Origin of the sequence: Halomonas sp. OfavH-34-E (assembly GCF_024124525.1) — a bacterium.
GTDB lineage: Bacteria > Pseudomonadota > Gammaproteobacteria > Pseudomonadales > Halomonadaceae > Halomonas > Halomonas litopenaei.
This window is the reverse complement of sequence record NZ_JAMXRY010000012.1, coordinates 18,558-42,136: the sequence shown is the minus strand read 5'-3', so window position 1 is coordinate 42,136 and position 23,579 is coordinate 18,558. Positions and strand designations below refer to the sequence as shown.

General features: G+C 63.0%; 20 protein-coding genes. 8 read left to right on the top strand and 12 right to left on the bottom strand.

Translation table 11 applies throughout. The features are described from left to right. Nucleotides 1-134: 134 nt before the first annotated feature. The 7 genes from NH448_RS07375 to gloB all read right to left on the bottom strand — a co-directional run bounded on the left by NH448_RS07375 (nt 135) and on the right by gloB (nt 10,462). Nucleotides 135-2,429: a diguanylate cyclase gene (locus NH448_RS07375; protein ID WP_253028638.1), complete on the bottom strand. Its 2,295-nt coding sequence runs from the start codon at nt 2,427-2,429 to the stop codon at nt 135-137. A 206-nt stretch (nt 2,430-2,635) separates the two neighbouring features. After that, nucleotides 2,636-4,225 carry a dipeptide ABC transporter ATP-binding protein gene (locus NH448_RS07370; protein ID WP_253028637.1) on the bottom strand — a complete coding sequence of 530 codons (1,590 nt, stop codon included), beginning with the start codon at nt 4,223-4,225 and terminating at the stop codon, nt 2,636-2,638. Next, complete coding sequence (locus NH448_RS07365) at nt 4,215-5,288, bottom strand: ABC transporter permease (protein ID WP_253028636.1); 1,074 nt, start codon at nt 5,286-5,288, stop codon at nt 4,215-4,217. The genes NH448_RS07370 and NH448_RS07365 overlap by 11 nt, the downstream gene beginning before the upstream one ends. Before the next feature lie 2 nt (nt 5,289-5,290). Next, complete coding sequence (locus tag NH448_RS07360) at nt 5,291-6,364, bottom strand: microcin C ABC transporter permease YejB (RefSeq protein WP_083970510.1); 1,074 nt, start codon at nt 6,362-6,364, stop codon at nt 5,291-5,293. Nucleotides 6,365-6,554: 190 nt separating this feature from the next. Further along, nucleotides 6,555-8,381, bottom strand: coding sequence for an extracellular solute-binding protein (locus tag NH448_RS07355; protein WP_108133385.1), 1,827 nt, complete (start codon nt 8,379-8,381; stop codon nt 6,555-6,557). A gap of 45 nt (nt 8,382-8,426) precedes the next feature. Continuing rightward, entirely contained in the window at nt 8,427-9,500 is a 1,074-nt protein-coding gene (locus NH448_RS07350; protein WP_308812443.1) for a transglycosylase SLT domain-containing protein, read from the bottom strand. A gap of 194 nt (nt 9,501-9,694) precedes the next feature. Beyond that, the gene (gene gloB / locus NH448_RS07345) at nt 9,695-10,462 is read right to left on the bottom strand and encodes a hydroxyacylglutathione hydrolase (protein WP_045993722.1); all 768 of its coding nucleotides are present in this window, start codon (nt 10,460-10,462) and stop codon (nt 9,695-9,697) included. A 208-nt stretch (nt 10,463-10,670) separates the two neighbouring features. On the opposite strand from gloB, the gene NH448_RS07340 reads away from it, so the two are divergent. Genes NH448_RS07340 through nudC form a run of 4 tightly spaced genes read left to right on the top strand, consistent with a single transcriptional unit; the run spans nt 10,671 to nt 13,430 of the window. Beyond that, nucleotides 10,671-11,372, top strand: a complete 702-nt coding sequence (locus NH448_RS07340) for a methyltransferase domain-containing protein (RefSeq protein WP_231498691.1) — start codon at nt 10,671-10,673, stop codon at nt 11,370-11,372. Continuing rightward, the gene (gene rnhA / locus NH448_RS07335; RefSeq protein ID WP_045993720.1) at nt 11,369-11,830 is read left to right on the top strand and encodes a ribonuclease HI; all 462 of its coding nucleotides are present in this window, start codon (nt 11,369-11,371) and stop codon (nt 11,828-11,830) included. The genes NH448_RS07340 and rnhA overlap by 4 nt, the downstream gene beginning before the upstream one ends. A gap of 47 nt (nt 11,831-11,877) precedes the next feature. Next, nucleotides 11,878-12,654 carry a DNA polymerase III subunit epsilon gene (gene dnaQ, locus NH448_RS07330; protein WP_045993719.1) on the top strand — a complete coding sequence of 259 codons (777 nt, stop codon included), beginning with the start codon at nt 11,878-11,880 and terminating at the stop codon, nt 12,652-12,654. Next, nucleotides 12,654-13,430, top strand: a complete 777-nt coding sequence (gene nudC / locus NH448_RS07325; RefSeq protein WP_045993718.1) for an NAD(+) diphosphatase — start codon at nt 12,654-12,656, stop codon at nt 13,428-13,430. Before dnaQ ends, nudC begins: the two co-directional genes overlap by 1 nt. 38 nt (nt 13,431-13,468) lie before the next feature. Here nudC and NH448_RS07320 read toward each other — a convergent pair whose 3' ends face one another. Further along, complete coding sequence (locus NH448_RS07320) at nt 13,469-13,777, bottom strand: SCP2 sterol-binding domain-containing protein (RefSeq protein ID WP_045993717.1); 309 nt, start codon at nt 13,775-13,777, stop codon at nt 13,469-13,471. Between the two features lie 143 nt (nt 13,778-13,920). Here NH448_RS07320 and sohB point away from each other — a divergent pair, with 143 nt between their 5' ends. After that, nucleotides 13,921-14,952: a protease SohB gene (sohB, locus tag NH448_RS07315; protein WP_045993716.1), complete on the top strand. Its 1,032-nt coding sequence runs from the start codon at nt 13,921-13,923 to the stop codon at nt 14,950-14,952. 160 nt (nt 14,953-15,112) lie between these two features. Here the strand turns inward: sohB and NH448_RS07310 are convergent, their stop codons facing one another. Continuing rightward, entirely contained in the window at nt 15,113-15,442 is a 330-nt protein-coding gene (locus NH448_RS07310; protein ID WP_045993715.1) for a metalloregulator ArsR/SmtB family transcription factor, read from the bottom strand. A 711-nt stretch (nt 15,443-16,153) separates the two neighbouring features. Here NH448_RS07310 and NH448_RS07305 point away from each other — a divergent pair. After that, entirely contained in the window at nt 16,154-16,843 is a 690-nt protein-coding gene (locus NH448_RS07305) for a 7-cyano-7-deazaguanine/7-aminomethyl-7-deazaguanine transporter (RefSeq protein WP_045993714.1), read from the top strand. Between the two features lie 192 nt (nt 16,844-17,035). Next, nucleotides 17,036-17,815, top strand: coding sequence for an alpha/beta fold hydrolase (locus NH448_RS07300; protein WP_045993713.1), 780 nt, complete (start codon nt 17,036-17,038; stop codon nt 17,813-17,815). A gap of 25 nt (nt 17,816-17,840) precedes the next feature. Here the strand turns inward: NH448_RS07300 and NH448_RS07295 are convergent, their stop codons facing one another. Further along, nucleotides 17,841-19,067 carry an ABC transporter substrate-binding protein gene (locus NH448_RS07295; protein ID WP_052704430.1) on the bottom strand — a complete coding sequence of 409 codons (1,227 nt, stop codon included), beginning with the start codon at nt 19,065-19,067 and terminating at the stop codon, nt 17,841-17,843. Nucleotides 19,068-19,255: 188 nt separating this feature from the next. Between NH448_RS07295 and NH448_RS07290 the strand changes: the two genes are divergently transcribed. Then, nucleotides 19,256-20,962: a potassium/proton antiporter gene (locus tag NH448_RS07290; protein ID WP_045993712.1), complete on the top strand. Its 1,707-nt coding sequence runs from the start codon at nt 19,256-19,258 to the stop codon at nt 20,960-20,962. A gap of 122 nt (nt 20,963-21,084) precedes the next feature. On the opposite strand, the gene NH448_RS07285 is transcribed toward NH448_RS07290, so the two are convergent. Continuing rightward, a complete protein-coding gene (locus tag NH448_RS07285; protein ID WP_157033088.1) occupies nt 21,085-21,921 on the bottom strand; it encodes a hypothetical protein in 837 nt (278 codons plus the stop codon). A gap of 171 nt (nt 21,922-22,092) precedes the next feature. After that, entirely contained in the window at nt 22,093-23,445 is a 1,353-nt protein-coding gene (gene gdhA, locus NH448_RS07280; protein WP_045993711.1) for an NADP-specific glutamate dehydrogenase, read from the bottom strand. Between the last annotated feature and the right edge of the window lie 134 nt (nt 23,446-23,579).

Below are 23,579 nucleotides of genomic sequence, written 5' to 3'. Positions count from 1 at the left end.
GTTTGGATTGCAGCAGCGGGCGCTGGTGTGACAGCGCTGGTTTGGATCGCAGCAGCGGGCGCTGGATTGACTGCGCGGGGCCGGGCGCTGTAGCGAGAGCGCTTCAGGCCCCTCCAGGCGGCTTCCCCGGCCGGCTAGTCGTTCTCGTGAGGCGTGGCGAGTGCGATGCGAGCCCGCCCTGCGTGCTTGGCCCGATATAGGGCGCTGTCTGCCATCGCCAGCAGGCAGCTCGGATCGTCGCTGGTGGCCGGGAAGCTGGCGATGCCGCAGGATACCGATACCGTACCCAGGCTCTGGCCCTCGTGGCGGAAGCTCGCGCTGGCCAGGGCGTGGCACATGCGCTGCATGCGATGGTGAGCGTCGTCGGCCTCGGCGCCGGGCAGCAGCACGACGAACTCCTCTCCACCAAAGCGACAGACCACGTCGATGTCACGAAAGCTGTTGGCCAGCATTCTGCCAACCCCTTCAAGCACCGTGTCACCCGCCGCATGACCATAGCGGTCATTGAATTTCTTGAAGTGGTCGATGTCCAGGATGACCACCGCCAAGGGGCTCTTCTTGCGCAACGAAATAGCCGTCTCGTGGGCAAAAAGCTCATCGAAGTAGCGACGATTGTGCAGTCCGGTCAGATCATCGCGATAGGATAGCGCCGATAGTTCTTCCTGCAGGGCGATGCTCGACAATACCAGGGCCAGGCGGCTGACGCCGAGTTCGATGAAGCTGCGGGTGCGATCCCAGTACTGCGGGCGCTTGACCAGTGGCCCGTCGGGCACGACGCAGATCACGCCCAGTCGGCGGTGCTGGCGATCCGGGCCGGTCAAGTCCAACGGAAAGATCCAGTGAGGCAGGTTGTCGGCAGGGGAAGGTGCCGAAGGGTCCGAGGGCGGCCTCCTGGTGGAGATCGTGAGCAGGTCGTCCAGGGCGGGCAGGCTTTCTTCCGTGCGCGTTCGAAGCGGCGGAATCGCGGTGGTGTCCAGCCAAGCCGGGGGGCGATAGGTGGTGGGCCAGAACAGTTCCAGCGTCATGTTGTCCGGCTGATCCTGAGGCCGGTAGAAGGCGCCCTGCATCGGTTCCAGTATCTCCGGCATGGCCCGCTGGGTCAGGCATAGCGCTTCCTCGAGGCTGGTGCATGCCTGCAGCGTGTCGATCAGACTGGCCAGTCGCTGGGTCTTGTGGTGTTCGGTGGCCAGCACCAGGGCACGTTGTCTCTCCTGTTCTGCGAGGCTTTCCAGTTGCCGGGTACGCTCGGCCACCTCTTGCTCGAGGTGATCGTTGAGTCGCTGCAACTGGCGTTGGGAGCGAGCATAGTGGCGCGTGGAGATGACGATCATGGCGACGATGAAGGCCAGGGCACCAAGATGCACCGGTACACTGATCCAGCCCACCAGGCCGTGGGCCACCAGCATGTCGGTGATGGCGATGGCAGCAAAGATGGCGTAGCTCGCGACGATCAGGCGTTGGTCGCTGTCGAACTCTCGTCGATAGCGAAACAGCCAGCGTGCCATATAGGCCAGCGCCCCGAGCAGTATCAGGTCGAACAAGGGAAAGGTCGGAGGAAGCGATACCACGTCCAGCATCGCCAGCGCCGGGGCGATGATGGCGTAGGCCAGCAAGCCTAGCCACAGACGTCGCATGCCCTGTCGCGGGATCTGCGGAAACCAGTGCTCGAGGATCAGCGCCATGGACACCGGCAAAGAAAAATAGGCGATGGCGGCGACATAGTCCCACGCCAGGGGCGCGAACACGATCAGTTGGCTGGCGTCGCTCTCGGCCAGCACCATGAGTCCGACCGCCAGCGAGAAGAGCCCGAGGCTACCCAGCCGCCAGCGTTCGGGCTGGGTCAGGATCAACACGAGCGCCAGGGCTGCGACGATCAGGCAGGCAAGCGCGATCACTAGTTCGCCCTTGGTGGCCTCGAGAATCGAGGGCAGTATCCGTGACTGTTCCATGATCACGACCTTGCCCCAAAGCCCGATGTCCTTGTAGGACGACTTCAGGCGCAGGTACAGGGTCTTGCCCTGGGTGGGCGAGGGCAGCTCGATGGCGTGCCAGGTCCAGCCGGCGAAGGCCCCGGCGTCCGGTCCTTCGAGCTGACCGTGGCGATAGACGTGTTGCCCATCGACATAGGCTTCGGCCACCAAGTTGAGGCTTGAGACGAACAGCGCCGGCTGAAGCCAGTCACCGGCGGGCAACTCCCGACGCAGCCAGAGGCTGTCGCGACCGTCACGACCCGGGGGATTGCCGATGCCCTCCAGGGACTTCCATTCCCCTTCAGCGGCGGTGAGCCACTCAAGCTCTCCGTCAGGAGTGCGGGGCGAGTCCCCCCAACGATATTGCCAGTCATCATTCAACGCGAGCTCGCCAGCCAGTACCTGACTGCCGGGCAGCCAGAGCAGGGCGAGTACAAGAAGCGTGATGCAGCGGAACATGGCGAGACCTATGGACGGTAACCCGGCCAGTATAGAACGAGGTGGCAATAACAACATTCGACGGCATAGTCGAAAGAATAAACGTTTGGGGCCTGGACGGCCCCAGTACCGGCATGAACCGCCATGGAGCGCATTTGGCGGCAACCGCGCACAGATGCCATGCCTTCTACCGCCCCCCTGTCGGGACACCTCCTGTCAGCCTTGCTTCATCCCTGGGGCTCAAGCCCCGCCGCCTTGACCAGAGCCCTGGTGTAGGGATCGGCCGGCCGGGAAAGTACGTCCATGCAGGCCCCCTGTTCGATCAGGCGGCCTTCCTTCAGCACCATCACCCTGTGGGCCATGGCGCGCACCACCGCCAGGTCGTGGCTGATGAACAGATAGCTCAGTCCGCGCCGTGCCTGGAGGTCCCTGAGCAGGGCGATCAGTTGTTTCTGCACTGTCCTGTCCAGTGCCGAGGTCGGTTCATCGAGTACGATCAGGCGCGGCTCGAGGATGATCGCTCGGGCCACCGCGATGCGTTGGCGCTGGCCGCCGGAGAACTCGTGGGGATAGCGTTGGGCGACGTGTTCCGGGAGCTCCACCTCACGCAAGGTCGCACGGACCCGAGCGCTGACTTCCTGCTCGGAAAGCTCAGGCTGATGATAGCGAAGTCCCTCGCTGATGATATCCGCCACCGGCATTCGCGGAGAGAGAGAGCCATAGGGGTCCTGGAACACGATCTGCAGATTTCTGCGCTGCTGGCGCAGCGCCTTGCCCGATAGCTGATCCAGCTTGGCGCCGGCGAAGTCGATGACTCCCTTGGCCTGGTTCAGGCGCAGCAGAGCGGAGGCCAGGGTGGTCTTGCCGGATCCCGATTCGCCGACCACGCCCAGGGTCTCGCCGGCGGCGATGTGCAAGTCCAGCGGAGCCAGCGCCTCGAAGCCAGGCTGGCGACGCTGGAACAGGCGTCGGCGTCGTTCGAAGGTGACGCTTAGCTGGCGGGCCTCGATCAGGGTCGGGGCATCGCCACAGGGGGCCGGGACACCTTCCGGCTCGGCGTCCAGCAATTCCCGCGCGTGGGCGCTCTGGGGCGATTGGAAGACCCGCTCGACGGTCCCGGTTTCCTGGCGCTCGCCATGACGCATGACACACACACGGTCGGCGTGCCGACGCACCAGATTCAGGTCGTGGGTGATGAACAGCATGCCCATGCCGTGGTGATCACGCAGCTCGGCCAGCAGGGCGAGTACCTCCTGCTGTACGGTCACGTCCAGGGCGGTGGTGGGTTCATCGGCCACCAGCAGCTCAGGCTGGTTGGCGATGGCCATGGCGATCATTACCCGCTGACGCTGCCCGCCGGACAGCTGGTGGGGCCAGGCATCGAGCAGTTCCTCGGCTCGCGGCAGTTTTACCTGTTCCAGCAGTTCGCGGCAGCGGTGGCGAGCCCCACGGCCTCGCAGGCCCTGATGCAGGCGCAGGGTCTCCGCCAGCTGTCGTCCGATGGTGTGCAGCGGATTGAGCGAGGTCATCGGCTCCTGAAACACGAAACCGACGCGGTTGCCGAGCAGCCCCTGCCATTTGCGCGGCGTCAGCCGCGACAGGTCGGTGTCGCCGAGCCATCTACCGCCTTTGATTGTGGCGTTGGGCGGCAGCAGGTTGAGCGCGCCAAGCGCGGTGACTGACTTGCCGGACCCCGACTCACCCACCAGCGCCAGGGTCTCTCCGCGCCTGACGTCCAGCGACAGTTCCTTGACCACGGTGGTGTCGCCGAAACCGATCGACAGCCGATCCAGCGACAGCAGGGTGTCATTGTTCATGCGCGGGGCTTCCTTGCGGTGTCGTGTTGCCGCTGGCGCTTTGGACGTGGCGCGGATCGAAGGCGTCGCGGATCCCCTCGCCGATGAACACCAGCAGCGACAGCATGACCGCCAGGGTCATGAAGGCGGTAATCCCAAGCCATGGCGCCTGGAGGTTGTTCTTGCCCTGGGCCACCAGCTCGCCCAGGGAAGGCGAACCTGGCGGCAGCCCGAAACCGAGAAAATCCAGCGCCGTGAGGGTGGTGATGGCGCCGGTGAAGAGGAAGGGTATGAAGGTCAGGGTCGCCACCATGGCGTTGGGCAGCACATGGCGCCACATGATCAGATGCGACGGCAGCCCCATGGCCTTGGCGGCCCGTACATACTCCAGATTGCGCGCACGCAGAAACTCGGCACGCACGATATCCACCAGTCCGAGCCAGGAAAACAGCAGCATGATCCCGAGCAGCCACCACAGATTGGGTTCCACCAGGCTGGCCAGGATGATCAGCAGGAACAGCACCGGCAACCCCGACCATATCTCGGTCAGGCGCTGGCCGATCAGGTCGACCTTGCCGCCGAAATAGCCCTGCACCCCACCGGCCAGCACCCCCAGCACCAGCGACCCGGCGGTCAGCACCAGAGCAAAGATCACCGACAGGCGAAAGCCGTAGATCACCCGCGCCAGCACGTCACGACCCTGGTCATCGGTACCCAGCCAGTGGCGGCCATCCGGGGGTGACGGCGCAGGGTGGTCGAGATACTCGTCCAGGGTGTCGTAGGAGAACGGAATCGGCGCCCACAGCATCCAGCCATCCGACTCGATGGCGTTGCGGGTAAAGTCATCGTGATAGTCCGCCGCGGTCGGCAGAAAGCCGTCGAAGACGGTATCCGGATAGTCGACCAGCATCGGGAAGTACCATTGCTGCTGATACTGCACCAGCAGCGGCTTGTCATTGGCGATGAGTTCGGCCCCGAGGCTGAGCAAGAACAGTAGGCCGAAGGCCCACAGTGACCACCAGGCACGGCGCTGGTGGCGAAAGACGGCGAGGCGACGGCGGGTGATGGGAGAAAGGCTAGGCACGATCAGGATTCCCGTGTCTCGAAGTCGATGCGCGGATCCACCCAGACGTACGTCAGGTCGGATACCAGTTTGAGTATCAGGCCGATCAGGGTGTAGAGGTAGAGGGTGCCGAAGATCACCGGATAGTCACGCTGCATGACCGCCTCGAAACCGAGCAGGCCCAGCCCGTTGAGCGAGAAGATCACCTCGATCAGCAGCGAGCCGGTGAAGAAGATCCCGATCAGCGCCGACGGCATCCCGGCAATGATGATCAGCATGGCGTTGCGGAAGACGTGGCCATAGAGCACCCGCCTGTCGCTGGCACCCTTGGCACGGGCGGTCAGCACGTACTGGCGGTGGATCTCGTCGAGAAAGCTGTTCTTGGTCAGCATGGTCAGGGTGGCGAAGCTGCCGATGGCCGAGGCGCTGACCGGCAGCACGATATGCCACAGGTAGTCCTTGACCTTGCCCCAGGCGCTGAGCTCGGAAAAGTCCGGTGACGTCAGCCCTCGCAGCGGGAAGACGTCGAAGTAACTGCCGCCGGCGAACAGCACGATCAGCAGGATAGCGAACAGGAAGCCGGGAATGGCGTAGCCGACGATGACCAGGCCGGAGGTCCAGACATCGAAGGCGGAGCCGTGTCTCAGGGCCTTGCGTACCCCCAACGGGATCGACACCAGATACACCAGCAGGGTCGTCCACAGACCTAGCGAGATCGACACCGGAAGTCGCTCGAACATCAGGGTGGTGACCGCCTCGCCGCGAAAGAAGCTCTCGCCGAAGTCGAAGGTGGCGTAGTCCACCATCATGTCGATAAAGCGTTCATGGGCCGGCTTGTCGAAGCCGAACTGCTGCTCAAGCTGGGTGATGAACTGCTCGGGGATCCCGCGGCTGCCGCGAGACTCGCCGCTATCGATGGTCTCGCCGCCACCGCCCTGCAGGCGGGTACTGGCCTCGCTGGAAAAGCCCTCGAAACGTGCCAGCAACTGGTCGATGGGCCCGCCCGGCGCGGCCTGGACGATGATGAAGTTGAGCAGCATGATCCCCAGCAGGGTGGGGATCATCAGCAGCAGACGGCGCAGTACGTAGGCACCCACGGCATTTCCTTGAGGATTGGGTTTGCCAAGGCGAAGCGTCGTTTCGCACGACGCTTCGCACCACCAGAAACATTTTCTGTATCAGGGCCGCCGGCGTGGTCGGGCCTGCCGTTCGGGCTGGACACGTGCGCCTGCCCTCTGAATCTTTGACCTTCTTACCACAGCACAGCGCCCTTTGGCCGCCGTTGAATCAACGGCTACGCTGACGATCCTCGATGACCGCCTCGCGTTCCGGGTCTACCCACCAGGCGCTCAGGTCCAGCGTGTACTCGGGGAAGGGCTCCTGCCAGGCAAACTTGTCCCACACCGCGATGCGGTGGGCGGCCAGATGGAACTGCGGGACCACGTAGAAGCCCCAGCGCAGCACTCTGTCCAGCGCCTGGGCGGCGGTGTCCAGTGCCTGGCGCGAGTCGGCGGCGATCAGGCGATCGACCAGAGCGTCGATGACGGGATCCTGAAGGCCGATCAGATTCCGGCTCTGGGGGCGTTCGGCATACTCGCTGCCCCAGAACTCACGCTGTTCATTGCCGGGACTCAAGGACTGCGGAAAGCTGCCCACCACCATGTCGAAGTCGAAGCTGCGCAGACGATTGAGGTACTGATTGACATCGACGGTACGGATATTGCCCTGCACCCCCAGTCGGGCCAGCCTTCGCAGCAGCGGTTGGGCGATGCGCTCGAACTGGGTGCTGTAAAGCAAGATCTCGACGTGCAGTGGCTCGCCATTCTCGGGGTCGATCATTACCCCGTCACGGGCCTCGTAGCCGGCCTCACGCAGGAGTTCCAGGGCCTTCCTCAGGCGTGGACGCATCTCCTGGGGCTGCTGCATCGGCAGTGGCTCGCTGAAGACGCTCTCCGGCAGCTGGTCGCGGAAGGGCTTGAGCAGTGCCAGCTCGTCTTCGGACGGCAAGCCGGTGGCTTCCATCTCGGAATTCTCGAAGTAGCTGTCGGTGCGCGCATAGGCGTCGTAGAACAGGTTTCTGTTCAGCCACGGGAAGTCGAAGGCAAGAGTGATCGCCTCGCGCACGCGGCGATCCTGAAACTTGGCCTTGCGCAGGTTCATGACGTAGGCCTGCATGCCGGCGGGCTGGCCGTCATGGACCTGAAGCTGCCTGACAAAGCCCTGCTCGCGCGCAGGGAAGTCGTAGGCCGTGGCCCAGTTGCTCGCGGAATTCTCGAGACGGAAGTCGAGATTGCCGGCCTTGAAGGCCTCCAGTGCCACCGTCTGGTCGCGATAGTAGTCGTAGATCAGCCGTCCGATATTGTGTCGGCCGACGTTGACCGGTACCTCGCTACCCCAGTAGTCGTCGACGCGCTCGTAGACGATGCGGCGGCCCGGATCGACCTCGGCGATCCGATAGGGGCCGGAGCCGAGCAGCGAATCGCGGGTCACCGCCTCGAAGTCGCGATCACGCCAGTAGTGCTCGGGCAGGATCGGCATCTGGCCCAGGATCAGCGGCAGTTCACGGCTTTCGCTGTCACCGAGGTCGAAGTGCACGGTGTCGCTGTCGATGGCGGTGACGCTGTCGACATCGCTGTAGTAGGCGCGGTAGAAGGGCTGCCCCTTGGTGGTCAGCGTCTCGAAGCTGAATACCACGTCCTGGGCGTCCACGGGTTCGCCGTCATGGAAGCGCGCTTCGGGGCGCAGGTCGAACTCGACCCAGCGCCGTTCGGGGTCCAGGCGGATACCCTCGGCCAGGAGCCCATACATGGTGAAGGGCTCTCCCGGGTTCGATTCGAGCAGGGTGTCGTAGATCTGTGTAAGGCCAGAGGCTGGCGTGCCACGAACAATAAACGGATTGGTCGAATCGAAGCTGCCCTGGGCGGCGCGAATCAAATCACCGCCTGACGGAGCATCAGGATTGGCATGGGGAAAGTGGCGAAAGTCAGCCGGCAGGGCCGGCTCACCATAGAGCGGAAGGGCGTGCACGGTGGGCACGCTGGAAACGTCTGCGGCCTCGCTGGCGGTCGCCAGCAGGGCGCCCAGCAGGCAGGCGCCAATTGCCACCTGTCGCATGGCGGTGGAGTCCTTGTCCTGAGGGGCGCCACCGTGGCGCCCGCTTTACCGACCGGAAAGTGTCAGTTGCTGACCGGGTTGAAGAGCCTGCGGGTTGTCGATGCCATTCCAGCGTGCCAGGTCCCGAGGCGAGATGGAATGAAGCATGGCGATGCGGTTCAAGGTGTCTCCGCTCTCGACGACATGGGTCTCGTCGGAGGCGCTGGCCACTTCGATCTGCCCCAGGTTGCTCAAGGCATTGCGCAGGGTGGCGGCGCTCTCTGCCGGCACCAGAATCTGACGGGTGTGACGCGGGTTGACGTTGCGCGACTTGAGTCCGGGGTTCAGTTCGCTCAGCTCGTGGGTGGTCACTCCGGCCAGAGCGGCTGCCTTGTTCAACGAGATCGGTGCGGTGACCGAGACCTTGGCAAAGGCCGCCGAGCCGCTGATCTCCGGAAGGTTGACGCCATAGCGCTCGGGATCATTGATGATCCGCGAGATGGCCATCAGCTTCGGCACGTACGCCATGGTCTCCGAGGGCAGGTTGAGATCCCAGTAGTCGCCGGCGAGTCCGCGGGCCTGCGCCGCACGGCGGGCATTGTTGACGGTGCCGGCGCCGGCGTTGTATGCCGCGAGTGACAACTGGAGGTCGCCCTCGTACCACTGATCCGCCTGCATCTCGATGTAGTCCAGGGCGGCGCGGGTGGAGGCCACGACATCATTGCGGCCATCCCAGGCACCATTGCGCTTGAGGCCGAGGGCGTCACCGGTACGCGGCATGATCTGCCACAGTCCGACGGCGCCAAAGTGGCTACGTGCCTTGGGATCGAAGGAGCTCTCGACGAAGGGGATCAGCGCGATCTCGCCCGGCAGACCACGTGATTCGACCTGCTGGGTGATCCAGGCGAGCCAGGGGCGGGCGCGCTCGGTGATCTCCGCCACGTTATGGGGGCTGTCCTGGTAGTAGTCGATCCATTCCTGCACGCGGGCATTGACCGGCTGGTCCTGCCACTGGAAATCCGCCCTCAGACTTGTCCAGGCATCCTGCGGCTCGAGTTCCAGGGCATCCCAGAAGTGGCGAGTCAGGTGTTGATGCGAAGGCGCGGCGCTTGCGTCAGCGCTGGTTCCGCCATATGGCATGGCGCCACCGGGGGGGAGTGGCGAGGCCTGGGATGTATAGGCACCGGCCATCAACGAGCCAAGGAGGGCCAGACTGCTGGCCGCGCCAAGAAGTCGTCTACGGGTCGTGTGAAATGTCATGCGTACAGAAACTCCTGGCCCGCGATGCTTATCGCGGGCGTCCTGTGGGACGATGGTTCAGGACGCCGAGCCGTTCAGAAGGAATCCTTCCAGGCTCTTAGCGTGGCAAAGGTGGCGTCCGTGCTATCGGTCGACCCATGGGCTGAGGCAGCGCGCTTGACATCTTCATCATCGCAACGAAGGAAGGGATTGATGCGGCGCTCACGTTCCATCGTTGTAGGCAGCGTGGGTCGGTCCAGATCTCGTGCCTTCTGACATTCGTCGAAGGCGGTGGCAACGTCGGGGTTGCCGGGGTTGGCCGCCTTCGCAAAAGCGAGGTTGGCCAATGTATATTCGTGCGCGGAGAATACCAGTGTATCCGCCGGCAGGGAATTCAGTCGGTCGAGGGACCCCTTCATCTGCTCCGGGGTACCTTCGAACAGGCGTCCGCAGCCACCGCTGAACAGGGTGTCCCCACAGAACAGCAGCGGCGGGATGCCTGCGGTAAAGAAGGCCAGATGGTCCAAGGTATGCCCAGGCACCGCCATCACCTCGAACAGGCGGCCCATGACGCGAAACTCGTCACCGTCACGCACGATCTCGTCGACGCCTGCGATCTCGGGGTTGTCCGGCCCGATCACCCGGGGCGAATAGCGCTGGATCAGTTCGGCAACGCCGCCGGTGTGGTCATGGTGGTGATGGGTCAGCAGGATGCATCCCAGGCTCAGCCCTTCACGTTCGAGAAAGCGCAGAACAGGCTCGGCGTCACCGGGATCCACGACGCAGACCTCTTGACTCGAATCCTGGCGCAGCAGCCAGATATAGTTGTCGCTAAAGGCTGGAATCGGTGTCACGCTTAACATGGTCGGCAGGGTCCTCGGAGCGAGCCTTGAGCGGGCAGCATCTAGCTGGGCGGCCGGCGCAGACTTCAGTAAACTTCGTTTTTTCGCCTTGCAAAATCAGACACTTTGGAGGCACAGGTCCACTATGTCAAATGCGTCGGAGCCGATGGAGCTCGCGTGCCTGGTGCGGCACGCTCGACGCTATTGGTCCAGTGACAGCGGATGCGCCGTGCGGCGTTCCGAACGAGCCTGCCTGGGCCCGCTGGCCGAACGCTGGTGCGGCCAGCACGGTCTTGAAATGTCACTGGCCGAGCCACTGGCCGACATGAGCGCGGTGCGCCACTGGATACGGTGGTCTCCGACCAGGGAGCTGGCGGAAAGTTCCAGCACGCTGGTTTGCCGTCCTGAGCGCTTGGCTCTGCCCGATGGGGCGATGGACGTGGTGGTGCTCAATCACTTGCTGGAGGTGGTGTCCCACCCCCACCAGCTTCTGCAGGAGGCCGCCCGGGTGGTCTCGCCGCAGGGGCGACTGGTGCTGCTCGGCTGGTCTCCGCTGTCATCGTCGGGCTTGATGAGGGTTCGGCCTCGCCGCCGGCGGCAGCTGCCGGGGCAGGGCGTATGGCGAACGCCGCGGACGATGAAGGACTGGCTTCAGTTTGTCGACTTCGAGATCGAGCGGGTAGACTACTGCCGATTTCGCCTGCCGGGGCTCGCCGGTGGCAATGGCATGCTGGAGACCCTTGGCCGGCGCCACAACCTGCCCCTGGGCGATTGTTATATCATCCAGGCTCGCTGCCGCTCGCAGCTGGCCTGTACCCAGGGAAAACGCCCGCTGTTCGGCTTGCCGGTCGGTAACACCGCACTCGGCACCACCAGGCTCGAGCCCAGTGTGCGGCAGACCCCCAAGCAGAAGAAGGTAGCAATGCGTTGACCACTCCCGATTCACTCCCTGTCGTGACCATTTACACCGACGGGGGTTGCCGCGGCAATCCCGGACCCGGCGGCTGGGGAGCGCTGCTGGAAAGCGGGGATCACCGCAAGTCGCTCAAGGGCGCCGAGCGTGATACCACCAACAACCGAATGGAGCTGACCGCCGCGATCATGGCGCTGAAGACGCTCAAGCGCGAGTGTCACGTGGATCTCTGGACAGATTCGGAGTATCTGCGCAAGGGCATCACCGAATGGATCCATGGCTGGATCAAGCGTGGCTGGAAGACGGCTTCCAGGCAGCCGGTGAAGAACGCCGATCTGTGGCGCGAGCTGCATGAGCAGACACGCCGACACCAGGTCAGCTGGCATTGGGTCAAGGGGCACAGCGGCCACCCTGGAAACGAGGCCGCCGACGCCCTGGTCAACGAGGCCATCGACGAGTTGCTGGAAGGCGCCTGACGCCGTCGGCCCACACCCCACAGCCCATCCGACTTCAGGGACCCAGAATGCGACAGATTGTACTGGATACCGAGACCACCGGTATCGAGACGCGCGACGGCCACCGTCTCATCGAGATCGGCGCCGTGGAGATGATAAACCGGCGTCTGACCGGAAATTCCTACCATCAATACATCAACCCCGAGCGTGAGATCGATGCCGAGGCGATCGGTGTCCACGGCATCACCAACGAGCGGGTCGCCAATGAGCCGGTGTTCGCCGAGGTGGCGGCCGACTTCTGGGAGTTTATTCGCGGGGCCGAGCTGGTCATCCATAACGCGCCCTTCGATGTCGGCTTCATCGACCACGAATTCAAGCTGTTGAAGGCCACCCACCCCGAGCTATATGCAGGGCCCGTCAAGGATCACTGTCGTATCCTCGATACCCTGACCATGGCACGGGGACTGCACCCGGGGCAGCGCAACAGCCTCGACGCCCTTTGCAAGCGCTACGATATCGACAATGGTCACCGCGTGCTGCACGGGGCCTTGCTCGATGCCGAGATCCTGGCAGACGTCTATCTGGCGATGACCGGTGGGCAGACCGCCCTGACCCTGGATGCGGGCAACGACAGCGACCAGCAGGCGGCGGTGCCCGGCGAGCTTTCGGTGCGTCGGTTGTCATTGGAGCCGGGGCGGTTGAGCGTGGTACGCCCGACAGAGCAGGAGATGGCGGCCCATCTGGCCAAGCTCGACAAGGTGCGTGGCAAGGCAGGAGAGTGTCGCTGGGACGACCTGGACCCTGCCTACGCCGGCCCCGGCAGCGCCACGCAGGACGGTGTCTGATGCTGCATCGGGAGCTGCCAAGAGGTGTCGAGTCGGGGCGTATCATTCGCCTGGCGAAAGGCTGTATGGCGCCTGGCCTGGACAATACGCCACTGGGGCCGGTCGAGCCCTGGGATGAGCGTGTTCAGCCGTTGTGCTGGTGGTCGGACGAACCGGTGGGGCTGCGTCTTGAAGACAGCCCAGGCGCCGACTGGCCAGACGGCCGTAGCTGGCTGTCGAGGTTGCCCGAGTCATGGTACGGGCTGGTGTCAACGGCGCTGCAGGTGGGTGCCTGGATGGGCAATCACCGGTTTTGCGGGCGTTGCGGCAGCCAAGCGAGGCGCCTGGAACACGAGTTTGCGATGCACTGCGACAATTGCGGCCATCGCAACTACCCGCGCATCTCGCCCTGCATCATCACCCTGGTGACCCATGGGGAGTCGCTGTTGCTGGCTCGTAGCCCGCGTTTTCCACCCGGACGCTATTCCACCCTGGCAGGATTCATCGAACCGGGGGAGTCTGCGGAGCAGGCGGTGCATCGCGAGGTCCACGAGGAGGTCGGTCTGAAGCTGGGGCGGCTGCGTTATATTCGCAGTCAGGCCTGGCCTTTCCCCCACTCCCTGATGCTGGGCTATCTGGTCGAGGCGGCAAGCCGACGCATCGTGATCGACGGCCACGAGATCGAAGACGCCGCCTGGTTCTCGCCACGACAGCTACCGCAGTTGCCGCCGCTTTATTCGATCTCGCGGGAGTTGATCGAGTTGCACCTGTCGGAGGTGCGTGACGGTCGGTCCTGACGGGCAGTCGCCGGGAGGAGCCACTGCCCATTTGAGCATCACTTCTCGGGAAACAGCTCGGTCAGGCGGGTCGCCAGCATGATATTGCCGGTCGCCTTGAGCTTGCCGGTCATGAAGGCTGTCATGCCGTTGATATCACCGGTCATGATGCCCTTGAGGGTGTCGCTGCTCATGCTCAGGCTGACAGAGGGATCGTCGTGCTCGCCCTGCTGGATGTCCAATGCGCCATCGTCGATGACGACATAGTGATCCTCGGTATCGCTGAAATGGAACTGGAAGATCTCGTGCATGCCCTGGGCTGCGTCGGGATTGAAGCGAGAGCGTAGCGTATCGAGTGTCTGTGACATGAGAATTCCTTGCAGTTGTGTGAGTCGCTGTCAGGCAGCGTATTTCAAACGAATGTTTCAATCAAGGCCGGGCGCCGTTCAGGGCCTATGACCGTCAAGGTCCAGGTCTTTGCAGAATTGTGCCGGCTGACAGGGAGAGAGCGATGGAAGACTGGCTGGGTGAGATCCTGACCTTTTTTGTTCAGCTACTGCTGGTGGCAGGGGTCGTGCTGTTGGCGCTGATCGTGCTTGCCCGGGCCAAGGGTGGCGGCAGTGTACCCAGGGAGCAACTCAGGATCGAGGACCTGGGTCAGCGTCAGCGTCAGTGGCGCGAGCGTTTGGTACAAGCCAGGACAGGCACAGAAAAGCGGTCTCGTCTGCGCTGGCCGTGGCGTCGGGATACCAAGCCCAGGCAGGACGAAGGCGTGGCATCGAACGCCACCACCTGGGTGATCGATTTTCATGGCAACCTCAAGGCCAGCGGCGTGGACCGCCTGGCTCGCGAAGTGTCCTTGCTGCTTGGTGTGGCTAAGGAAGGGGACGAGGTGGTCATTCGGCTGGAGAGCCCCGGAGGCCTGGTCCACACCTATGGGCAGGGGGCGGCGGAACTGCACCGGCTCACCGAGGGGGGCCTCAAGACGACGGTCTGCGTGGACAAGGTGGCGGCCAGCGGCGGCTACCTGATGGCGTGCAACGCACAACGCATCCTGGTGGCCCCGTTTGCGGTAATCGGCTCCATCGGGGTGGTGGCCCAGATCCCCAATATCCACCGCCTGCTCAAGCGCCATGACGTCGATGTGGAGCTGGTGACCGCCGGGCGCTACAAGCGCACGCTCACCGTGCTGGGCGAAAACACCGAGGAAGGCAGAGACAAGCTGCAGGCGGACCTCGACGCCATCCATGCCAAGTTCAAGGACTACGTCGACCAGCGCCGCTCCGGCGTGGATATCGACGCCGTGTCTACCGGCGAGGTCTGGTACGGAGAAGAGGCCGTGTCCAGAGGGTTGGCGGATGAGGTCACCACCAGCGAGGCTTATCTCAGCAAGGCGATGGAACGTGGCAAGGTGCTGAGCCTGAGGCTTGCGGCGGTGCCATCACTGGCCGAGCGTCTTGGTTTTTCCGCCTCTGGCATGGTCGAGCAGGCGCTCGATCGGGTGGAAGAGCGTGTCGATGCGTCCGGCTGGGAGCATCGGTAGGCGAAGCCCCCGTCGTGGTTCGTAATATTGGATCACAATGCTGCCTGACCTGAGCCGCCCCAGCTCCGCCTGCCCGTGTCGTTCTGTCCATCGAGCGAGCCCGATGCCCTCCAGCGAGGGCTATCGGGTGCGAAGCGCCTGCAAAGTCTGTGGTCGCGCCTCAGTCGTCGTTGGCTGCGTTCATCTTGACGATGGCGGCGATCATGATGCTCGCGCTGTCGCCTTGCAGCGAGTAGTAGATGGTCTGGGAGGAGCGCCGAGTACTGACCAGCTCGGCTCGCCTGAGGATGGCAAGGTGCTGGGATAGGGCCGACTGGCTCAGGCTCAGGCGTTGATTGAGCTCTGTCACGGACAGCTCGTTGCCTTCAAGTAGACACAGGATTCTTAGGCGATTGTCGTTGGCGATGGCTTTCAGCAGGCCGCTCGCTCTGTCTACCACGGCATCTCCACCCTCAAGCAGGCGGCCGGCAACACGTTGTGAGCTGTTCATCAGCACTCTCCCTTGCAGCGGTGACTGACACGAATTTCACCCGTTGGACGTCGTGGCGCTAGGCGCCACCCGAGATGGACGGCAATAGGGATCGAAGTGTTGTGCATGGATGGCTTGTCATCCTCATCGAAGAGATCCGCTAGTCGGATTCGGCGTATCCGGCTCCTCGGAATAGTGTTGGTCCGGGGCGCAGGACTCCTTTCATTTGGTCGCTGATGAAAGCCGAAGCCTTTCTTTCCGTTAGTGATTAAGAAACTTCTCAATAATAGCGCATTGTTGAAGTAAACGCGTCTTAAACGCGTGTTTGTGACCGTTTCGGCAGAATTAGATAATAAGTTTTTCAAAGTGTTTCCATCGCGTTGTTTCTTGTATTTGTATTTAGCAGACTGACAATATTGTGCAATATCAGGTTTCTCTAGGTATCCTGTATGGCACATCTGGTGCCTGGATCTGCAGTTATCTGATTTTGCCCGTCTACCCGGGGTGGCCTGTGGGTAAAGGGGAAGGGGTCGAGCAAGGGAGTGCTGGCAAGGCGCAGGCTTGTCTCGTATAATTTCTGCCGCAAAATTTGCACCCCACGCGGTGGCGCGAGACTTATCGCCATACGGCTCGAAATCTTGCGCCATCCAGAGGTATCGCAGCCAGGCGTGCCTGTAGCCGTATTGTGGTTGTTCCCAGGGTTCCCTCACCCCTTGCGAAAAAGGAATCATGATGTTCACTCTGTCCTTCGAACAGCGCCGTCGCCTGCTGGCGCTGATGGTCGTTTTCCATATCGTCGTTATCGCCGCCAGCAACTACCTGGTCCAGCTGCCGTTTACGGTATTTGGCTTGCACACGACCTGGGGCGCTTTCAGCTTTCCCTTCATCTTCCTGGCCACCGATCTGACGGTACGCCTGTTCGGCAAGGGGCCGGCGCGCGCCATCGTGATGCGCGTGATGCTGCCCGCGCTGGTGGTGTCGTACGTTGTCTCGGTGGTCTTCCCGCAGGGCGGCTTCGCTGGCCTTGCAGCCTTCGATGGTTTCGATCTGTTTGTCGCCCGGATCGCACTGGCCAGTTTCATGGCCTACCTGCTCGGACAATTGCTCGACGTGCAGGTCTTCGACCGGCTCAGGCGACTCAAGCACTGGTGGGTGGCGCCGGCGGCGTCGACCCTGGTCGGTAATCTGGTGGATACCGTGGCGTTCTTCTCCATCGCCTTCGAGGCTGGCCCTGACCCGTTCATGGCGCAGCATTGGCCAGAAATCGCAGCGGTCGACTACGCCATCAAACTTGCGATCAGTCTGGCCTTTTTCCTGCCCCTGTACGGCGTGCTGCTGCGTTATCTGAGCCAGCGACTGGTGGCGGTGACCGGCAGTCAGGACGTCTGGCCGGAGCAGGTCGCTCGGGGAGAGGGACGCTGATAAGGGCCTCGATCCCCGGCGGTTGAGCCTGCTGGGCCGGTGTTGCGATCTAGCCCCGCCCTGGTTTGCTATGGCTGTGCTTGCTGCCTGGCTCCGCGCCCCGCCTGGCACGTTCAGTACTATGCTGGTGTCGTGAAGTACGACGTTCTACCGGCTCTCTACCAACCTTCGATCGCTCAAAGGAGTGCAGCTATGACGGTTTCCCTGGAATATACGGACAGTGGTGGTCAGGGAGAGCCATTGGTCATCGTTCATGGCCTGCTGGGTAGCGCCGACAACTGGCGCTCCCATGTCAAACAGTGGTCGGGCGAGCGCCGTGTGATCGCCCTGGATCTTCGCAATCATGGCCGTTCTCCTCATGCCGAGGGTATGGACTATGACCAGATGGCCGAAGACGTGGCAGCGGTGATGGACCGCTGCGGCGTCACCAGAGGGCACCTGCTTGGCCACTCCATGGGCGGCAAGGTGGTGATGACCCTGGCCAGGCTTCATCCTGAGCTGGTGGCGTCGCTGATCGTTGCCGATATCGCGCCGGTCGCCTATGAACACCGTCACGATAGCGTCTTCAGCGCACTGCGGCGTGTCGAACAGGGTGAGCCTACCGACCGGCGAGAGGCCGATGCCTTGATGGCTGAGGTGATCGACGACAAGCCCACCCGCATGTTTCTGGCTACCAATCTGGTGCGCGACGACGATCGCGTACTACGCCTAAGGGTCAATCTCGATGCGATCGAAGCCGGCTACGGCCAGATCATGGCACCGCCCGGTGGCGAAGGAAGCATCGATGTGCCGACGCTGGTGTTGCGCGGTAGTCGCTCCGACTACGTCGCCGATGACCTGCTTGAGTCGCTGCGCGCCGTCCTGCCCAGGGCCGAAGTCAAGACCCTGGACGCTGGTCACTGGCTGCACACCGAGCGGGCGCAGGAGTTTCAGGAGCAAGTGGCCGAGTTTCTGGCCTCTCTGGACGACTAGCCACTGCAATCAAGGCGTCTGTGGTTTAGCCGGGGTCCTTGCCCAGGCGCGAGATCGGGGTCAAGCGTTCGACGATCTTCTGGTCATGTAGATAGCGCTCCAGGCGACGATAGCGGCCGTGATCCATGGCGCCGGGGCGCAGGCTGAGTCGGCGCCTGATGTCGGGCCAGGCCTCGGCATTGGCGGGGCTGTCCATGGTCGGCTCGAGTCGAGTCATGATCTCCCAGCTCGCGGCGGGATGGTCGATGATCCAGCGTGTGGCTTGTTCCAGTGCGTCGACGAAGGCGCGAATGGCGTCCTTCTGTGCCTGAAAGTGGTCTTGGTTGGCCACGACGACCAGGCCGTCATGCACCGGGATACCCAGTGTCTCGGTCGGCATGGCGCGGGTAGCGATGCCGAGATCGGCGAGCTCTCGCGGCAGAGACAGTGCCGCGCCGCCGATAAAGGCATCGATCCAGCCTTCGTTCATCGCGCGTATCACGCTGAAGTGCACGTCCTTGGCCTCGACATGGGACAGGTTCAATCCTTCGTGTTGAAGGATGGCCCTGAGCAAGACGTCTTGTCCCGCGCGCTGCGCGTAGCCGATCCGGTGATCGATCAGTCCCAGCACCGAGTCGATGTCCGCATCTTCGCGTACCAGCAGCGCCGACAGTGGCAATTCGCTCAAGGTGGCTACCCTGATGATGGGGCGCCCCTGGTCCACCAGCCGGTGCAGGGTCAGCTGGTCGGTCAGTGCCAGATCCGCCTGGGATGCCGCCACCAGCTTGGCAGGTACGTCGGGATCGGCGGGGGTCTGCAGCACGACGTTCAGTCCGCGCCGCGAGAACAGCCCCCTCTCCTGAGCCACCAGCAAGGCAGCGTGCTGCGGCCCGGGTGACCATTCCAGCACTAGAGTCAGCTCGGTGACCGGTGGCGGTGCGATCGGATCGGCAGGAGCCGCCGTGGCCGACGGTGCCACCGGCATCGCGGGCGTGTCGATACCGGGTCCACCAGGCAATCCACGGTAGCGCTCGAGGATATCGCTCACCACCGCCGCTTCGGCGCTTGTAGGGGGCGTTCCGCCAATCTGCTCGGAAGAAGTCTCGACCTGTTGCTCCTGGGCAAGGGGCGGCGCTGCCTGTTGCTGCGCTGCGGCTTCAGCGGGCGCCTCCGGCTCGGCCAGGGCAGGGGGCAACGCGCCGAGGCTTGCCAGCAGCAAGCTCAAGCCCGCAAGCCGGATTAGCCGGTGTTGCCTGGGCGACGACTTGGGCATCAACAATCTCCATGGGTCAGGCATTCGTACCAGCGCGCTAGTGTATCCAAGGGCGAGCTTCGTTCACCAGCGGCATCCATCAACATCCTGGTAATTCGAAGTGCGCTCGATGAATCACGTTACACTCGACAGATCGCGGCGTGGGGCCGGGCATGAGACAATCATGATGAACGTTGCAAGGGATGCGCATGGATTCGATCAATAGTCTCTTTCTTCTGTGTGGAACGCTGATTGCGCTGAGTGTGCTGGCCAGTCGGCTTTCCGCTCTGGCCGGTGTGCCACTGCTGGTGCTGTTCCTGATACTCGGCATGCTGGCGGGTGAAGACGGCCTGCTGGGTATCGACTTCGACAATTACTCGCTGGCCTTTGTCATCGGCCATCTCGCCCTGGCGATGATCCTGCTGGATGGTGGCCTGAGGACACGGCTCAAGACCTTTCGTGTCGGTTTCAAACCCGCCCTGGGGCTCGCTACCGTCGGGGTCTTCATCACCAGCGGTCTGGTCGGTCTGCTGGCGATGTGGGTCTTCGATCTATCGTTGCTGCAGGGCCTGCTGGTCGGGGCCATCGTCGGTTCTACCGACGCTGCGGCGGTCTTCTCGATGCTCAGTGGCAGAGGGCTCAACCTCAATGAACGGGTCGGCGCCACCCTGGAAATCGAGTCCGGCACCAACGATCCCATGGCGATCTTTCTCACCCTGGTGCTGGTCGAGGCGCTGGTGGGGGACCTCGGTGGCCCCATGGACATGCTGCTGTTCTTTGTTCAGCAGTTCGCCATGGCCATCGCCATCGGGCTTGGCGCGGGCTGGCTGATCGGTCGCTTGCTGCGCTATGTGGATCTTGCACCGGGACTTTACTCGCTGCTGGCCCTGGCGTTGGGGTTCTGCGTCTTTGGCTTGACCAGTGCCCTGGGGGGCAGCGGCTTCCTGGCGATTTATCTGGCCGGATTGATGATCGGCAATCAGCCGGGGCGGCACCTCAACTTCATCTTGCCGGTGCATGACGGACTGGCCTGGCTAAGTCAGATCGGGCTATTTCTGGTGCTTGGCTTGCTGGTGACACCTTCGGCACTGCTGGAGGTGCTGTTGCCTGCATCGGTGGTGGCCCTGGCGCTGATCTTCGTGGCGCGTCCGTTGGCGGTGGTGCTGACGCTCAAGCCGTTCTTCCATTTCCGCTGGCGAGAGGTAGGGTTCATTTCCTGGGTGGGGCTTCGCGGTGCCGTTCCCATTGTGCTGGCGATCTTTCCTGTCATCGGTGGCGTCGAGCAAGCCGGCCTCTACTTCAATGTGGCCTTCGCGGTGGTGTTGCTGTCGCTGTTGATCCAGGGCGGAAGCTTGCCCTGGATGGCACGCCGCATGAAGGTCATGGTGCCGGACAGTGCCACTCCCAATCATCGGGGGCCACTTGGCATCCTGCCTGAAAACGACTTCGAGATGTTCGTCTACAAGGTCGAAAATGCCGATCTCGAAGACGTCCCGATTCGGCTGCTGCGCTTTCCCTCAGGTGCCTTGATCTCTGCCCTGTTCCGCCAGCACGTGATGCTGCACCCCAAGGGCAGTACACAGTTGCTCATCGACGATATCATCTGTGTCATCGGCAAGAGCGACGATCTGCCAGCATTGAACCGGCTGTTCAACGGCGACGCCAAGCATCGCCAGCAGCGCGCCTTCTTCGGCACCTTCACCCTGGATGCAGACGCCAGGATGGGCGATGTGGCCGATGCCTATGCGTTGACCCTGAGCCCCGGCGAGGCCTCGCTGACACTGGGTGAATTCATGGGACTACGCTTGGGCGGGCATCCGGTGGTAGGCGACGACGTCGACTGGCATGGCATCCACTGGGTGGTGAGCGAGATGGAAGGCAACCATATCACCCATGTGGGTCTGCGCCTCTACTGAGGCGCAGCGTTCCAGTATCGGAAAGAATCGAGCGGAAAGCATCGAGCGGAAATAACCGGGCGGAAATTATCGAGCGGGGTCTGTCGAGAAAGCCCCTTGCCAAGATGCCCTGGAAGAGCCCGTCAGGGCACCAGCAACTTGAACTGCAGCGAAAATTGGTCTTCGGGCACGGCGTAGTCGTCGGCGAAGTTGTGTTCATACAGACCACTGATCTGCAGCGGGGAGTCTCCCAGCTTTACCAGTTTGCTGAGTCGGCCACCCACGGGCAGGCTGCTCCAGTCGCTGTGCTCCCAGTCGTAGGTGATGTTCATCTCCGAAGTGCCCACTGACCAGCCCTGGCCGAGCCCGAGATTGATGATGGGCTGCAGGATGCTCAGGTTGACGTCCTCGCGATCGTCCTCACCGGCGACACTTAAGATGTTCTGGTTGAAGGCGCCATACAGGAAGGAGCCCCGCGAGGCCGCAAACCCGACCGCCGGACCCAGACCCCACTGTTCGGCGCCACGATGCTCACCGCCGGTCGGCAGAAGGGCGACCACACCGAAGCCAGAACGACCCCAGGAGTGTTCGAAGGTGGTGAGGTCGAACACCGTAGAATCGCTAAGGCCGGTGGAACCGCCGGGATCCTCGGTCAGTGAGGGCACCGTCAGGCGAAAGATGTGCTGGTGGCCCGCCAGCCGGTAGGGCAGCGCCGTTCTGAACTGGACGATGTTCTGTGAATCATTGGTGCCGTGGACTTCCGGGCTCCAGGAATTCTGTAGCTGGAAGTTCATCAGTGGTGCAGTGGGGTCGGAGGCGGCCTGTCCGAGTTCCTGCTCGGCCAGGACGCCGGGGCTGATCGCCAGTGTGCCGATCAGCAGCGCGGCACCAACGGATCTGCTGGCTAACGGAACGTTCACCCTCAGGCCATTCTGTTCGCAGAGCTCGCCGCCCCGAATCCTGACTCTTCCCTGATGCATCCCGACATTCCCCCAGCCGATGAGAGAGCCCCTGCAACGCGGGCTCGATTGCTATTTCGGCATAGTGTAGTCGGTCTTGCATGTAATATGCGCTTTTGTGCTTATCTGCCGGCGGTTAGATCGGCAGGGGCCTTGTTGCCAACCGTCCCCCGGACAAACCTGTCCCAGGATTTACCAGGCCCCCTGGTCGATCATGGCATTGGCGACGCGCCTGAATCCCGCAATGTTGGCGCCCAGCACCAGGTTGTGGGGCTCGCCGAATTCCTCTGCGGTGGACGCACAGCAGCGATGGATATTGGCCATGATCGCCTGGAGGTGGGCATCGACCTTCTCCAGCGGCCAGATCTGCATGCTGGCGTTCTGCGCCATTTCCAGTTGACTGGTGGAGACGCCGCCGGCGTTGGCCGCCTTGCCGGGGGCGTAGGCGATGCGGGCCTCCAGCAGACGGTCCACCGCCAACGGCAGGGTCGGCAGGTTGGCCCCCTCGCATAGACACTCGAGCCCATTGGCGAGCATCGCCTCGGCGTCGGCCAGGGTGACCTCGCCCTGGGTCGCGCAGGGAAAGGCGACCTGGCCAGGGATGCGCCAGACGGCGTGGCCGTCGGCGGGGTAGTCGTCCAGCGCAATGAAGCGGGCCCGGGGGTGATCCTTCAGGTAGCCTTCAAGCGAGACGCGCTCGACCTCCTTCAAGCGCTTGAGAGCCTCCAGATCGATGCCGTCCGGGTCGTGGAGGCAGCCACCGGAATCGCTGCAGGTGACCGGCAGGGCATCCAGCTGATGGAGCTTCTCGATGGTATAGATGGCGACATTGCCCGCGCCGGAGACCAGGCAGGTCTTGCCGCGCAGTTCTTCACCCCGGGCTGCCAGCATGTGCTGGGCAAAGTAGGCGGCGCCGTAGCCGGTGGCCTCCTTGCGGCCCAGCGATCCGCCCCAGTCCAGCCCCTTGCCGGTAATCACCCCTTCGTGACGTCGCGTCAGTCGCTTGTACTGGCCATAGAGGTAGCCGATCTCTCTGGCGCCGACGCCGATATCGCCCGCAGGGACATCCACGGTGGGCCCAAGATGATCCACCAGTTGGGTCATGAACGCCTGGCAGAAGCGCATGATTTCCCCGTCGGAGCGTCCGCGCGGGTCGAAGTTGGCGCCGCCCTTGGCGCCACCGAGCGCGAGCCCGGTCAGAGCGTTCTTGAAGATCTGCTCGAACCCGAGAAACTTGATGATGCTGGCGTTGACGCTGGGGTGAAAGCGAAGGCCCCCCTTGTAGGGGCCGAGAGCCGAGTTGAACTGGACACGGTACCCCTTGTTGACCTGGATCTTGCCGTTGTCGTCGGTCCAGCAGACGCGAAACATCAGCTGGCGCTCGGGCTCCACCAGTCGCTCGATGATGGCGTGCTCGAGGTAGCGGGCGTCTGACTCCAGCAGGGGCCTCAGGGACGCCAGGATCTTCTCTGCAGCGGCATAGAACTCCGCCTGGGCGGGACTGGTGGCTTTCAGCCCTTCCAGAGTGTTGTGCAGGTAATCCACGGCCGCGTCTCCTATCTTGAGGCTTCCTTCGGCGTTGTGCCGTCGCTGGCTCGTTCACTATAGGAGTGGGGCGGCTTGTCAGACAGCAGGATGCGCTTTATGGCGAATTCCAGATGCGTCTGACGTCGGCCGTA